This is a genomic window from Blautia sp. JLR.GB0024, assembly GCF_037000545.1.
GTDB lineage: Bacteria > Bacillota > Clostridia > Lachnospirales > Lachnospiraceae > Blautia > Blautia celeris.
In genome coordinates this window covers 234707-248537 of record NZ_JBANBF010000006.1, presented here as the reverse complement: position 1 = coordinate 248537, position 13831 = coordinate 234707, and the positions used below count along the sequence as shown (strand labels likewise).

General features: G+C 47.8%; 12 protein-coding genes. 11 read left to right on the top strand and 1 reads right to left on the bottom strand.

Annotation, left to right across the window (positions count from 1 at the left end; translation table 11 throughout):
• The first annotated feature begins 87 nt into the window (after nt 1-87).
• The 5 genes from V8Q34_RS15830 to V8Q34_RS15810 all read left to right on the top strand — a co-directional run bounded on the left by V8Q34_RS15830 (nt 88) and on the right by V8Q34_RS15810 (nt 5989).
• A complete protein-coding gene (locus V8Q34_RS15830) occupies nt 88-756 on the top strand; it encodes a response regulator transcription factor (protein WP_148392973.1) in 669 nt (222 codons plus the stop codon).
• Nucleotides 753-1769, top strand: a complete 1017-nt coding sequence (locus V8Q34_RS15825) for a sensor histidine kinase (protein WP_103732378.1) — start codon at nt 753-755, stop codon at nt 1767-1769. The genes V8Q34_RS15830 and V8Q34_RS15825 overlap by 4 nt, the downstream gene beginning before the upstream one ends.
• 103 nt (nt 1770-1872) lie before the next feature.
• The gene (locus tag V8Q34_RS15820) at nt 1873-4407 is read left to right on the top strand and encodes a DsrE/DsrF/DrsH-like family protein (protein WP_335835884.1); all 2535 of its coding nucleotides are present in this window, start codon (nt 1873-1875) and stop codon (nt 4405-4407) included.
• Nucleotides 4408-4665: 258 nt separating this feature from the next.
• Nucleotides 4666-5112, top strand: a complete 447-nt coding sequence (locus tag V8Q34_RS15815) for a GNAT family N-acetyltransferase (RefSeq protein ID WP_033141182.1) — start codon at nt 4666-4668, stop codon at nt 5110-5112.
• 127 nt (nt 5113-5239) lie between these two features.
• Nucleotides 5240-5989, top strand: coding sequence for a GNAT family N-acetyltransferase (locus V8Q34_RS15810; protein WP_335835883.1), 750 nt, complete (start codon nt 5240-5242; stop codon nt 5987-5989).
• A 100-nt stretch (nt 5990-6089) separates the two neighbouring features.
• Here V8Q34_RS15810 and V8Q34_RS15805 read toward each other — a convergent pair whose 3' ends face one another.
• On the bottom strand, nt 6090-8054 hold the full coding sequence (locus V8Q34_RS15805; protein ID WP_033141173.1) for a sodium-translocating pyrophosphatase: 1965 nt from the start codon (nt 8052-8054) through the stop codon (nt 6090-6092).
• Nucleotides 8055-8355: 301 nt separating this feature from the next.
• On the opposite strand from V8Q34_RS15805, the gene V8Q34_RS15800 reads away from it, so the two are divergent.
• The 6 genes from V8Q34_RS15800 to V8Q34_RS15775 all read left to right on the top strand — a co-directional run bounded on the left by V8Q34_RS15800 (nt 8356) and on the right by V8Q34_RS15775 (nt 13759).
• Nucleotides 8356-9123, top strand: a complete 768-nt coding sequence (locus V8Q34_RS15800; RefSeq protein WP_033141172.1) for an ABC transporter ATP-binding protein — start codon at nt 8356-8358, stop codon at nt 9121-9123.
• Nucleotides 9113-11113, top strand: a complete 2001-nt coding sequence (locus V8Q34_RS15795; RefSeq protein WP_335835882.1) for an ABC transporter permease — start codon at nt 9113-9115, stop codon at nt 11111-11113. The genes V8Q34_RS15800 and V8Q34_RS15795 overlap by 11 nt, the downstream gene beginning before the upstream one ends.
• Nucleotides 11114-11200: 87 nt before the next feature.
• Nucleotides 11201-11386 carry a hypothetical protein gene (locus V8Q34_RS15790; protein ID WP_033141170.1) on the top strand — a complete coding sequence of 62 codons (186 nt, stop codon included), beginning with the start codon at nt 11201-11203 and terminating at the stop codon, nt 11384-11386.
• Nucleotides 11387-11398: 12 nt separating this feature from the next.
• Nucleotides 11399-11656: a spore coat protein gene (locus V8Q34_RS15785; protein ID WP_033141169.1), complete on the top strand. Its 258-nt coding sequence runs from the start codon at nt 11399-11401 to the stop codon at nt 11654-11656.
• A gap of 355 nt (nt 11657-12011) precedes the next feature.
• Nucleotides 12012-13148 (top strand): recombinase RecA, encoded by a 1137-nt coding sequence (recA, locus tag V8Q34_RS15780; RefSeq protein WP_033141168.1) that lies wholly within the window; start codon nt 12012-12014, stop codon nt 13146-13148.
• Complete coding sequence (locus V8Q34_RS15775) at nt 13148-13759, top strand: regulatory protein RecX (RefSeq protein ID WP_335835881.1); 612 nt, start codon at nt 13148-13150, stop codon at nt 13757-13759. The genes recA and V8Q34_RS15775 overlap by 1 nt, the downstream gene beginning before the upstream one ends.
• Nucleotides 13760-13831 lie beyond the last annotated feature (72 nt).

The following is a 13831-nucleotide window of genomic DNA, read 5'->3' as shown; positions in this document are numbered from 1 at the left end:
CGGCAGAGGCTGCGTCCGGTTTTCTGGTTGTGCAGCCGCGCAGAGAAAAGATCACTTACCCGGCTGCAGAAGAAAGAAGGGATAGAAATGAAAATTCTTTTGACGGAAGACGATGACAAACTGCGCACAGAGCTGGCGCTGTTTTTTAAAATGCACGGATATGATACCGGGGAGATCACGGATTACAAAAATGCAGTGGAGGAGATCTGCCGTGCAGGGGGCGATATTCTGCTTTTAGACCTCTCCCTGCCGGACGCAGACGGAAAATACATCTGTAAGGAGCTGAGAAAACGTCTGGCGATTCCCATTGTCATCATAACCAGCCAGAATACGGAGATGAATGAGCTTCTGTGTCTTAATTACGGGGCAGATGATTTTATAGCGAAGCCGTTTAATCCCCAGATCCTTTTGGCCCATGTGGAGGCAGTGCTGAAGAGAAGCCAGGGAAGCCTGCAGGAGACAGAGGAGATATCCTGCGGTGACTTTATTCTGGATATTTCCCGGAGCGTGGCAAAAGCAGGGGAGCAGGAGGCGGACCTGACGAAAAATGAGAGCAGGATACTGTACTGCCTTGCGAAAAACAGGGGAAAGATCGTGTCCAGGGATGTGATCATCAATGATCTGTGGGACAGTGAACTGTTTGTAGATGACAATACCCTGACTGTGAATATCACAAGGCTTCGGGCAAAACTGGAATCTATCGGACGAAAGGGCGTGATCCATACCAAGAGAGGGCAGGGGTATCTGTTAGAATGAATCTGAGAGAATATATAAAGGAGCGATGGCTGCAGTTTATTATGCTGCTGGCAGTTCTCACGGTGGTGATCCTTTTCGGTGTGCTGGTCATGATACCGAACTTTTACCTGCTGCTGGTAGGGGTCTCTTTTGTCAGCATCTGGTTCGCGGTGTGGTGCACGGATTATATGAGAAAACGCCGTTTTTACAGGACAGTGGAAAATCATCTGGCACATCTTGACCAGAAATACCTGCTTCCCGAGCTGCTGGAATGCCCGGGTTTTCTGGAAGGGAAATTCATGTATGAAACCCTGCAGGAAATGGCGGAATCCATGAACTGGCGGGTGGGAGAGTACAGACGCAAAAGCGATGAGTACAAGGAATACATTGAACTGTGGGTTCATGAGGTGAAGCTCCCCATAGCCACCGGGAAAATGATTCTGGAAAACAACAGGGACAGCTGCAGTGAAAGCCTTTCGGAGGAGCTGGACAAGATCGATGACTTTGCAGAGCAGGCACTTTTTTACGCCAGAAGCAATTACGTGGAAAAGGACTATATACTGAAAAAGCTGAATCTGGAGGAGCTGGCACGCGAGGTTATACGCAAAAACAAGAAAGCACTTATAGGCGGAAAATTCTCCATAGCCCTGCATGACCTGAATGTATGTGTGTATTCTGACAGTAAGTGGCTGGCCTTTATTCTGAACCAGATCCTGGCAAACAGCATCAAATACCGGAAGGAAGACAGCGCGGGAATCGAGTGGTATGCTGCTGCCGAAAAGGAAAAAGTCATCCTGTGCATGAAGGACAAGGGCATCGGTATTCCGGTCATGGATGCAGGCCGTGTTTTTGACAAGGGTTTTACCGGCTCCAATGGCCGTTTTGGCAAAAAGTCCACGGGTATAGGCCTCTACCTGTGCAGAAAACTCTGTGAGAAAATGGGACACAAAATCTACCTGACATCCAGGGAAGGGGAAGGCTGTGAAGTCTTTATTGAATTTCCAAAAGGCAGTATGACCGGATTTCTGGAGTGATCCCTTCTGCCTATGTGACTCTGTTACGGAAAACCCATCCGAATCTGTGTATGATAGTGGCAATGAGAAAACAGACCAACCACAAAAAAGGAGTGTTTCAGATATGCCAAAAAAGACAGTGATAATCGGAGGCGTAGCGGGAGGAGCCACAGCAGCGGCCAGACTGCGCAGAAGAGATGAGAATATGGAGATTGTTGTTCTGGAAAAGGGAGACTATATATCCTTTGCCAACTGCGGCCTTCCCTACTATATCGGGGATGTGATAAAGAGCAGAGATGCCCTTCTTCTCCAGACACCGGAGGCCATGAAGAAAAAATTCAATATTGATGTCCGCACAAAAGCAGAGGCAGCCGCCATTGACCCCAAGGAGCACAAAGTTCTGGTACGCAGTCTTTCCACCGGGGAGGAATACGAGGAAACCTACGACAGCCTTATCCTTGCCACCGGTTCCTCTCCTTTAAAACCGCCCATCCCCGGCATTGACGGCCAGGGTATTTTTACCCTCTGGAACATTCCGGACACGGATAATATAAAGCATTACATGGAACAGCATCATCCTGGCAGGGCGGCTGTGATCGGCGGAGGCTTTATCGGCCTTGAGATGGCGGAAAATCTGCACAGGGCAGGCCTTGACGTGACGATTATAGAGATGCAGAATCAGGTCATGGCGCCTCTTGACTACGAAATGGCGCAGATTCTCCACGAAAACATCCGCATGAACAACACCAGGCTGATCCTGGAGGACGGTGTCGACCACTTTGAGACACAAAACGGCAGTACAAAAATCCATCTGAAAAGCGGCAGAACCGTGGAGGCTGAGCTGGTGCTCCTCTCCATCGGCGTAAGGCCCAACAGTGCACTTGCAAAAGACGCAGGCCTTGCCTTAAATGCCCGCGGAGGCATTCAGGTGGATGCCTGTCTCAGGACTTCCGAACCGGATATCTATGCAGTAGGTGATGTCATAGAAGTCAACCATCTGGTGACCGGTGAGAAAACTATGATTCCCCTTGCAGGACCTGCCAACAAGCAGGCCAGAATCTGCGCGGACAACATTACGGGCAGCCAAAAAACATACGAGGGTTCCATGGGAACCTCTGTTGCCCAGGTCTTTGACCTGACCGCTGCTACAGTGGGTCTGAACGAAAAAGCCCTTCTGGCATCCGGCAGGAAAAAGGGAACAGATTATGAGACTGTTGTCATCAACCAGAAATCCCATGCCGGCTACTATCCCCAGGCTACACCCATCACTCTGAAGCTTCTTTTTGACAAGGAGGGAAAGATACTGGGGGCCCAGGCAGTAGGCCAGGATAAAGTGGATAAAAGGATAGATACCATAGCCACGGTCATGAGCATGCAGGGAACCACAGAGAATCTTGCAAAACTGGAACTGGCCTATGCCCCGCCCTTTTCCTCAGCCAAGGATCCTGTCAATATGCTGGGCTTTGTGGCGGAGAATATTCGGAACAACATGGTATCCTTTGTCACCCCCGCGGAGCTGGATCTGCTTCTGCAGGCAGAACATGAGGGCGTTACCGTCCTGGATGTTACAGAGGAGGCTGAACGCATGGTATTTTCCATTCCCGGTTCTGTCCACATGCCTCTCGGCACCCTGCGGAGCCGTCTCAGGGAGCTGAATCCGGATAAGAGGATTGTAGCGTATTGTTCCATAGGCGTGCGTTCCTACAATGCGGCCCGCATCCTTATGCAGAGCGGATTTCAAAAGGTAAGTGTCCTGGCCGGCGGTACATCCTTCTACAAAACATATCACCACACTGCATCCGGTGAGACACCGCCGGTTTTAACTTCCGCTGAAAAAAGCCCTGCGGCGCCGGAGCCTGCCAAAGACTCACCGCAGAAGCTTCAGATTCTGGACTGCAGCGGCCTTCAGTGCCCCGGTCCCATCATGAAAGTAAATGAGACCCTGAAGAAGATGCCCGAAGGCTCCAGACTTCAGGTGTCCGCCACAGACATGGGATTTGCCCGGGATATAGACGCCTGGTGCCGGAGAACCGGCAACACTCTATTGTCCACAGAACGCCAGGGCAGAGAAAACATTGTGACTATTCAAAAAGGCACTGCGCCCTCCTCAGCTGTAGACGCAGCCTCCTGTCCGTCCCACAACCGGGATGATTTGAGCGCAGCCTCCTGGCCGTCCCATGACCGGGATGACCAGGGAAAGACAATTATCGTCTTCGACGGTGATTTAGACAAAGTTCTGGCCTCCTTCATCATAGCCAACGGCGCTGCTGCCATGGGCCGCCCGGTCACCATGTTCTTTACCTTCTGGGGCCTGAACGCTCTTAGAAAACCGGAAAAAGTCCATGTCAAAAAGCCTTTTATTGAGAAAATGTTCGGTTTCATGATGCCCCGGGGCACCACAAAACTGAAGCTTTCCAAAATGCACATGATGGGCATGGGCACAAAAATGATGAAAAAAGTCATGAAATCCAAAAATGTCTCCTCTCTGGAAGAACTCATCAGGCAGGCCCAGGAAAACGGCGTAAAGCTGGTAGCCTGCACCATGTCCATGGATGTCATGGGCATTACCCCGGAGGAACTCATAGACGGCGTAGAACTGGCCGGTGTAGCCTCCTACCTGGGCGACGCGGAGCAGTCCAACGTAAACCTGTTTGTATAAGCAAGGCGCCCGGCATCTGTTTTTTACAGAGCCGGGTGTTTCTTTTTGTCCTCCGGAATCACCTGAATTTGGCGTACGGGAATCCTCAGCTTCATCAGAATATTTTTACATACAAGAACAGAAAATATGTTCGAAAAACATTGTTATACTCCTGCTAATCCTGTATACTATAACTAAATTCAGCCCTGAAAAAGCAGCACCAATCCATTTCAAAAATTTTAGGGGCAGCTACTAATATGAACAAAGGACGGTGTTTTGATGATTATTACAAAAGCTACAAAAGAGGACTTATCAGAAATTCTACAACTGCAATATTTGTCTTATCAAAGCGAAGCAAAACTATTAAATAATTTTGATATTCCGCCACTAAAGCAGACATTACAAGAGGTTCAAAACGAATATGATAATGGGACAATATTAAAAGTTCTTGATGATAATAACAGAATTATCGGTTCAGTACGTGGGTATATAGAAAATGGTACTCTATACATTGGAAAATTATTCGTACACCCATTTTGGCAAGGAAAAGGGATAGGCACAAAATTATTAAAAGAAATTGAACACACTTGTCCACATAACCGATGTGAATTGTTTACAAGTTCAAAAAGTGCAAAAAATTTACAGCTGTATGAACAGGTTGGATATGAAATTTTTAAACAACAGGAAGTTTCGAATGAACTTACTTTTATATACTTAGAAAAATAGACAACAATGGAGGATGAATCGTCTGCCTGTTAAATTATTGTGTTATTTTACGGCACATGAGTTTAAGACGCATGATATAAGAATAATGTTGACCGGAAAACCGATAGATATATAAGCGAGGATAAATATGAATACAAATTTTATTAACCTGACAACCGAAAACCTTCCCGCTGAGCATTTATGCTGCATCATCCGCAGCAAAAAGCCCCATCCCGGCGTTGAGGCAAAGCGGCAATGGCTTTCTGACCGACTGAAAGAGGGCCATGTCTTCAGAAAATTAAACGAAAAAGCAGTGGTCTTCATAGAATACGCTCCTCTGGAAACCGCCTGGGTCCCCATAACCGGCTATAATTACTATTATATATACTGCCTGTGGGTCACGGGTGCCCACAAAGGAAACGGTTACGGCAGATTACTGATGGAATACTGCATAGCCGACGCCAAAGCAAAAGGAAAGTCCGGCATCTGCATGCTCGGCTCCAAAAAACAAAAAGCCTGGCTTTCCGACCAGGCATTTGCCAAAAAGTTCGGCTTTGAAGTTGTTGACACCACAGACTCCGGCTACGACCTTCTTGCCCTCTCCTTCGACGGAACCACCCCTCAATTTACCAAAAGCGCCAAAGCCCAAACAATCGAGAACAAAATCCTCACCATCTACTACGACCATCAATGCCCCTACACCTACCAAACCATAGAAACCATAAAAAAATACTGCGAATCCACCAATACCCCCTCCGCCTTCATCCAGGTAGACACACTACAAAAAGCAAAAACCCTCCCCTGTGTATTCAACAACTGGGCCATATTCTACAAAGGAAACTTTGAAACCGTAAATCTTGCAGACCTCAACACCATAAAACGAATCCTAAACAAATAAAAATAATTTTTCTGCATAAAGAAAAGAAGCTTCCACGGTTTTAAATATCAACCGTGGAAACTTCTTTTTTTCTACCACTTTCACTGTCCCTTATATCACATCAAAGAAACAAAGGCGTAAACACCACCGCCACAATCGTCATCAACTTAATCAAAATATTGATCGAAGGCCCCGAAGTATCCTTAAACGGATCCCCCACTGTATCACCGACAACCGCCGCCTTATGCGCCTCGCTGCCCTTACCGCCGTGAGCCCCCTCCTCAATAAACTTCTTGGCATTATCCCATGCCCCGCCGGAATTTGCCATAAATACAGCCATCAGCACTCCTGTGACCAATGCCCCGGCCAATAACCCGCCAAGCGCTGCCGGCCCCAGAACCAGCCCCACAAACAGTGGAGCCACAACAGCCATAATACCTGGAACCAGCATCTCTCTTAACGCTGCCTGGGTAGAAATCTGCACACAGGAAGAGTAATCCGGCTTCCCTGTCCCTTCCATAATACCCGGAATCGTCTTAAACTGCCTCCGCACCTCCTCGATCATTTTATTTGCCGCCTTGGAAACAGAATCCATGGTAAGCGCAGAGAATAAAAACGGCAGCATACCGCCAATAAACAGCCCCACAATAACCTGCGGATTCAGAATATCGATGGTATCCAGATTCACCGCCTCCGCGTAAGACACAAACAATGCTAAAGCCGTTAACGCCGCGGAGCCAATGGCAAATCCTTTGCCCATGGCAGCAGTGGTATTTCCCACAGAATCCAGCTTATCCGTAATATTCCGTACAGATTCATCAAGCCCTGCCATCTCCGCGATACCGCCTGCATTATCCGCAATCGGCCCATAGGCATCGATGGCGATGGTGATACCGGCTGTGGAAAGCATTCCCACTGCGGAAAGAGCAATCCCGTACAGTCCGCTGAAATGATAAGCAGCCAGGATTCCGACAGCAATAAAAAGGATCGGGAGCATAGTGGAACGCATACCCACAGACAGTCCGCTGATAATAGTAGTGGCAGCACCTGTCTCAGACTGGGATGCAATCTTCTGAACCGGCTTAAAATCCCCGGAAGTATAATACTCTGTGGTGATACCGATCAGCAGTCCCACGATCAGTCCGCTGATAATGGCGACAGCCGCCTTAAAATTTCCAAAGAACATATGACTTAACACAAGGGAGAGCACCAGTACCACTACACTGGAACCGTAAGTTCCTACCTTCAGTGCCTTGCCGGGGTCTGCGCTGCTGCTGGCTTTCACCAGGAAAGTGCCAGCCATGGAAGCCAGAATCCCCACACCTGCCAGCACCAGCGGGAATACGGCACCGGAACCCTGAAAATAGATCAGCCCCAGCGTGATGGCAGATACCAGGGAACCCACATAAGATTCAAACAGGTCAGCCCCCATACCGGCCACATCACCTACATTGTCACCTACATTATCGGCAATAACAGCCGGATTTCTGGGGTCATCCTCAGGAATCCCCGCCTCCACCTTTCCAACTAGATCGGCGCCCACATCAGCCGCTTTTGTATAGATACCGCCGCCCACACGGGCAAAAAGCGCGATAGAGGAAGCGCCCAGGCCGAAACCGGAGATGATTCCGGCATCCTTTGTCACAAGATAAACCAGGCTGACACCCAGAAGGCCCAGGCCGGTTACACACATACCCATAACAGAACCGCCTGAGAAGGCAATAGAAAGTGCCTGTTTCATGCCGGATTCCTTTGCAGCGCCTGCTGTGCGCACATTGGCCTTTGTGGCAACCTGCATGCCGCAGTAGCCGGATACGGAGGAGAAGACCGCTCCCATAAGAAACGCGGCTGCAGTCATCCAGCTTTTCAGAGCGATACCTAAAATCAGGAAGAACACCACAACGAAAATGATCAGTATCTTGTACTCAGCCGTTAAAAAAGCCTGTGCCCCCTCATGAATGTAGGAGGCGATCTCCTTCATCCTGTCATTTCCGGCCTGCTGTTTTTTTATGGTGCAGGTCAGAAAGAAGGCGAAGAGAAGTCCCAGTATCCCTATAACAGGGACGAGATAAAGCAGTTGTTCCATAATATAATTCCCTTCCTTTCCCTGTGAGGACATTTGGCTGCGCAGGGGTGCGGAGGAGTTTCACCCGGCGTGGACGTTTGTCCTGTCACAAATAAGTTTTGTAATATCATTATATAACAAATATGTCGAAAATACATAAAAAAACTTAAAAAAACATGACATTTTTCAGTAAATCGCTAATTTTTATCAAAAACGCATGGAAAACCTTACAAATCTGAAAGATAAATGTAAGTCAAATCGATGGGATGGATTTTTAAACGGTTGTATGATAGAATCATCAATCAAGGAAGGAGTTACCATCATGAATACAGTATTGGAAGTAGCAAATGTGGAAAAATATTATGGAAATAAAAGTAACCTGACAAAAGCCCTGGACGGAATCAGCTTTTCCGTGGAGGAGGGTGAATTTGTGGGGATCATGGGAGCGTCGGGAAGCGGTAAGACAACGCTGCTCAACTGTGTCTCTACGATTGACCGTGTGACCAGCGGAAAGATCATCGTCAATGATATAGATGTGACAAGACTCAGGGGAAATCACCTTAATCAGTTCAGAAGAGAGGAGCTGGGTTTTATTTTCCAGGATTTCAACCTTCTGGATACATTGACCGCCTATGAGAATATTTCCCTGGCACTCACGATTCAGCGCATCAGCCCGGCGAAAATCCATAAGTCGGTAAAAGAGATCGCAGATAAGCTGGGAATTGAGGACATTTTAGAGAAATATCCCTATCAGATGTCAGGAGGCCAGAAGCAGCGTGTGGCCTGCGCAAGAGCCATGATAACAAATCCGCAGATCGTAATGGCCGATGAGCCCACAGGCGCTCTGGATTCCAAGTCTGCCAGGATGCTGCTGGAGAGCTTCCAGTATCTGAACCAACAGATGGCTGCCACGATCCTTATGGTCACGCACGACGCCTTTACCGCCAGTTATGCCAACAGGATTCTGTTTATCAAGGACGGAAAGCTGTTCAATGAACTGGTAAGGGGAAGGGACACGAGAAAAGAATTTTTCAACCGCATCATCGAGGTGGTTACTCTCCTGGGAGGTGAGCTGAACGATGTTATTTAAGCTTTCGGTCAAGAATATCAGAAAGAGCCTGAAGGACTATGCTATCTATTTCATGACACTGATACTGGGGGTTGCCATTTTTTATATTTTCAACTCCCTGGATTCCCAGCAGGCCATGACGGATCTGTCCTCCTCCACAAAAGAGATCATACGGCTCATGATCACCATGTTAGGCGGGGTCTCCGTGTTTGTTTCCTGTATCCTGGCGTTTCTCATCGTTTACGCCAACAATTTCCTGATCAGGAGAAGGAAAAAAGAATTTGGGGTATATATGACACTGGGAATGGGAAAAGGGCAGATATCCAGGATCCTTGTGGGAGAGACCTTTCTCATCGGTCTTCTGTCCCTGGCAGTTGGACTGTTCATCGGTGTTTTGGGAGCGCAGTTCATGTCCGTGCTGGTGGTGAAAATGTTTGAGGTGGATATGGAGTCCTATGTCTTCGTATTTTCCAAAACGGCCTTCTTCAAAACGATTTTATACTTTGGGATCATGTACCTGGCTGTCCTGGTCTTCAATACTGTCAGCATCTCAAAATGCAGCCTCATAGACCTTTTATCTGCCGGGAAGAAGACAGAGCAGATCAAAATGAAAAAGCCGGCAGTCTGCATACTGCTGTTCCTTGCTTCCGCTGCGCTTCTGGGAGTGCTCTACTATCTGGTAGCTGTTACACCGGATAAGCTGGATACCGGTTCCTACGGGATCATCATTTTACTGGGCTGCTTGGCTACATTCCTGATCTTCTGGTCTCTGTCAGGATTTCTTCTGCACATGGTGAAGCGGAATAAAAAATATTATCTGAAGGATTTAAACGCTTTTGTTCTCAGACAGATCAACAGCAAGGTCAATACCACGGTGTTTGCCATGACAGTCATCTGCATTATGCTTTTTATGACGATCACAGTGCTGTCAAGCGGTCTCGGAATAAACCACTCTTTCCGGGTATCTTTAGAGGAAATGACTCCGGTGGATGTGAATACGGAATATATGCCGCCTGAAGGGGAGAGCGCAGGGATTTCTGTTTCGGATAAACTGCAGGAGGAAGGATTTGACCTTACTGCTTTTCAGGATGACTATGTGGATATGGGTATCTATGCCACAGACCAGCTCACCATGGGCATGACTATTGGGGAAAACATAGACGAGGTGACAAAGAATTTTATGTTCCTTGACGCGAATCTGCCGGAGGACATTGTAAAACTGTCAGATTACAACCGCCTTGCAAAGCTTTACGGCAGGGAACAGTATGAGCTTGGGGATGGGGAATATCTGGTGCTCTGCAATATAGATGATGTGAAACTGCAGAGAGACAAAATGCTGAAAAAGGGGGAGAAGATCCGGCTGGACGGCGTGTCCTATTCACCCAGATACGAGGAATGCCAGGACGGTTTTCTCATGATGATGACCAACCGTATTAATCCGGGAATCTATATACTTCCGGACCATGCGGTAAAGGAAGCCTGGAGGACAGGCGGATTTCTGGCAGCCAATTATGCCGTGCAGGATAAAAAGGGCGTGGAGGAGACAGATATCAAGATCAACGCTGTGCGAAGAGAGAGCGGGATTTACAGCAATACCAGGACAGATATTGTGTCTGCCAGCATGGGGCTTTCCACGATCATTACATTTGTAGCCATATACCTGGGAATCATATTCCTGATCTCAGGGGCAGCCATTCTGGCCCTGAAAGAGCTTTCGGAGAGTTCAGACAACCGTGAACGGTATGATGTGCTGCGCAAGATCGGTTCGGATGAGAGCATGATAAACCGCTCCCTGTTCAAACAAATTGGGATATTTTTCCTCATGCCGCTCAGTTTGGCAGTGGTGCATTCCGTCTTTGGTCTGCAGTTTGTTAGGAAGATGATGATCACCATAGGAGAAGTGAACCGTTTCGGCTCTATTGTCACCACAGCGGCCGTTCTGTTGGTTATTTACGGCGGATATTTCCTTACCACATATCTGGGCAGCAAACGAATTATTCAGGGAAAATGAGAATAAGAAAAACCCGGACCTGCCATACTATTTCTGTAGACAAAACGGTGTTAGAACCACCAAAAACAGAAATAGGAGGAAAATGTCATGACAGAACTTTCAGTACTTGACTTACAGAATCTGCGCCATCTGATCGGCGGATTTGAGACTACCCACTGCAAAATGCAGGACTATGCACACGAGGCACAGGACCCACAGGTGAAACAGTTCTTCCAGAAGGCTGCACAGTCAGCTATGGAGAGCAAACAGCAGCTTATGCAGTATTTACAGTAGGAGGTAGGAAAAATGACAGATAAGACAATGGTAGTAGATACCCTGGTTGGTATCAACGGTGAACTGGTACACTATGGTGAAATGATTCCCCAGACAGAAAATGCCCAGTTAAAACAGGCTTTAAAACAGATGAGAAACCAGAGTGAAATGTCACAGGAAGAGATCTATCAGATCGCCAGAGCAAAGAGCTATTACGTTCCCGCTGCGAAAGCGACACCGGAAGAGATTTCTCATGTAAAAAGCGTACTGACACAGTTATCTGCACAGTAGACACTTCTCACACACCGCTGGCCTGCCGGGCACGGAGTAAACAGCAGTGCACAGGGACATCGGAATACATCCGGTGTCCTTTTTTTCTTGACAAATCCCGCCAGATGCTACATACTGAACACATACCGTCAAAGGCAGCTCTGCCTTTTTTATCTGTTCAAGCAGCATTCCGCTGCGCCGGTATTCCCATAGAAAAAGAACGCGCAGAAAGGGTGTGATGCGTATTGCAGGCAGGAAAATAACAGTTGACAAGGAACGAAAAGTGTACTATTATGATAACAGCAATACGAACATAAGTTCGTAGAAATGACAGAAGAAGAAATTATTGAGATGAATCGAATAAAGGAGATTTCAAATGGTCAAAGAAGATAAATTAAAAGCCCTGGACGCGGCCCTGGGACAGATTGAGAAGCAGTTTGGTAAAGGCTCTGTTATGAAACTGGGCGATTCCTCTGTACATATGAATGTGGAGACAGTACCTACAGGTTCTCTCAGCCTTGACATTGCACTGGGTCTGGGAGGCATCCCGAAAGGAAGGATCGTAGAGGTCTACGGTCCGGAATCCAGCGGTAAGACCACCGTGGCGCTGCATATGGTGGCTGAGGTACAGAAAAGAGGCGGAATTGCCGGATTTATTGATGCAGAGCATGCTCTGGACCCGGTATATGCCAAGCATATCGGCGTGGATGTGGACAATCTCTATATTTCACAGCCGGATAACGGGGAGCAGGCCCTGGAGATCACAGAGACTATGGTGCGTTCCGGTGCTGTGGACATTGTGATCGTGGACTCTGTTGCGGCTCTGGTTCCGAGAGCGGAGATCGAGGGTGATATGGGTGATTCCCATGTGGGTCTGCAGGCGCGTCTGATGTCACAGGCTCTCCGTAAACTGACGGCTGTCATCAGCAAATCCAACTGTATCGTTATCTTTATCAACCAGCTCCGTGAGAAAGTCGGAGTTATGTTCGGCAACCCGGAGACCACCACAGGCGGCCGTGCCCTGAAGTTTTATTCCTCCATCCGTCTGGATGTCAGGAGGATTGAAGCTCTGAAGCAGGCCGGAGAGATCGTTGGAAACCGTACCAGGATCAAAGTAGTTAAGAATAAGATCGCGCCTCCTTTTAAAGAGGCAGAGTTTGATATCATGTTCGGCCAGGGAATCTCCAAAGCCGGTGATATCCTGGATCTGGCAGCAGATCTGGGCATTATCAATAAAAGCGGCGCATGGTATGCATATAAGGACGGAAAGATCGGCCAGGGACGTGAAAATGCAAAACAGTACCTGAAAGAAAATCCGGACGTGGCAGCAGAAGTGGAAGCAAAAGTCAGGGAACACTACGGACTTGTTGAGGGAAATACAGAAGAAGACAAGAAAGGTGCAAAAGAGGAGAAAAAGGCTGACGCCAAAGCCTCTGACACAAAAGCACCGGATATGAAGGCCGCGGAGGCACCTGCAGCGCAGGGCACGAAAAAGGAAAATGGGGTTGTATAATGCTTGTCACAAAAATACAGGCTGTAACAAAACAAAAATACAGGATTGAACTTGACGGACAGCCCGCCTTTGTTATTTACAAAGGCGAGCTGTCTCGCTATGGAATAAAAGAAGGACAGGAGATTCCAGGACCGGTTTATCAGGAGCTTGTGGGACAGGTTCTCACCAAACGAGCCAAACTGCGCGCCATGCACCTTTTGGAGAGCATGGACCGGACCAGAGCGGAGCTTGAGAGAAAACTGCAGGCAGGTGAGTACCCCAGGGAAGCTGTGGAAGCGGCACTTGCGTATGTGGAATCTTTTGGATATCTGGATGACAGAAGATATGCCCGGCATTATGTGGAATGTAAAAAAGAGGGCAGAGGAAAAGCAAGGCTGAAGATGGAGCTGGCCCAAAAAGGTGTGGACAGAAGCATCATAGAGGAGGTTCTGGAGGAGGCGGAGCTGGATGACTGCAGGGACACGATCTGGGAACTGGTAAGGAAGAGAAGAAGGGGCAGCGGCCCCATGGATGACAGAGAACGGCAGAGAATTTACGGCTATTTAATGAGAAAAGGTTTTTCCTCCTCTGATATTTTGTCCGTATTAAAAGAAAAAGAGGATTTTTGCTGAAAAATCTTGGACAGATTTCACATACTTGTCTTTTAGAAAAATAGGTTTTATGTTGACTTTTCAGTAAAAACA

Bases quoted from the DNA above. Each gene is read 5' to 3' on its own strand.
- V8Q34_RS15830 (WP_148392973.1), top strand. From the start codon at position 88: ATGAAAATTCTTTTGACGGAAGACGATGACAAACTGCGCACAGAGCTG.
- V8Q34_RS15825 (WP_103732378.1), top strand. From the start codon at position 753: ATGAATCTGAGAGAATATATAAAGGAGCGATGGCTGCAGTTTATTATG.
- V8Q34_RS15820 (WP_335835884.1), top strand. From the start codon at position 1,873: ATGCCAAAAAAGACAGTGATAATCGGAGGCGTAGCGGGAGGAGCCACA.
- V8Q34_RS15815 (WP_033141182.1), top strand. From the start codon at position 4,666: ATGATTATTACAAAAGCTACAAAAGAGGACTTATCAGAAATTCTACAA.
- V8Q34_RS15810 (WP_335835883.1), top strand. From the start codon at position 5,240: ATGAATACAAATTTTATTAACCTGACAACCGAAAACCTTCCCGCTGAG.
- V8Q34_RS15805 (WP_033141173.1), bottom strand. From the start codon at position 8,054: ATGGAACAACTGCTTTATCTCGTCCCTGTTATAGGGATACTGGGACTT.
- V8Q34_RS15800 (WP_033141172.1), top strand. From the start codon at position 8,356: ATGAATACAGTATTGGAAGTAGCAAATGTGGAAAAATATTATGGAAAT.
- V8Q34_RS15795 (WP_335835882.1), top strand. From the start codon at position 9,113: ATGTTATTTAAGCTTTCGGTCAAGAATATCAGAAAGAGCCTGAAGGAC.
- V8Q34_RS15790 (WP_033141170.1), top strand. From the start codon at position 11,201: ATGACAGAACTTTCAGTACTTGACTTACAGAATCTGCGCCATCTGATC.
- V8Q34_RS15785 (WP_033141169.1), top strand. From the start codon at position 11,399: ATGACAGATAAGACAATGGTAGTAGATACCCTGGTTGGTATCAACGGT.
- recA (WP_033141168.1), top strand. From the start codon at position 12,012: ATGGTCAAAGAAGATAAATTAAAAGCCCTGGACGCGGCCCTGGGACAG.
- V8Q34_RS15775 (WP_335835881.1), top strand. From the start codon at position 13,148: ATGCTTGTCACAAAAATACAGGCTGTAACAAAACAAAAATACAGGATT.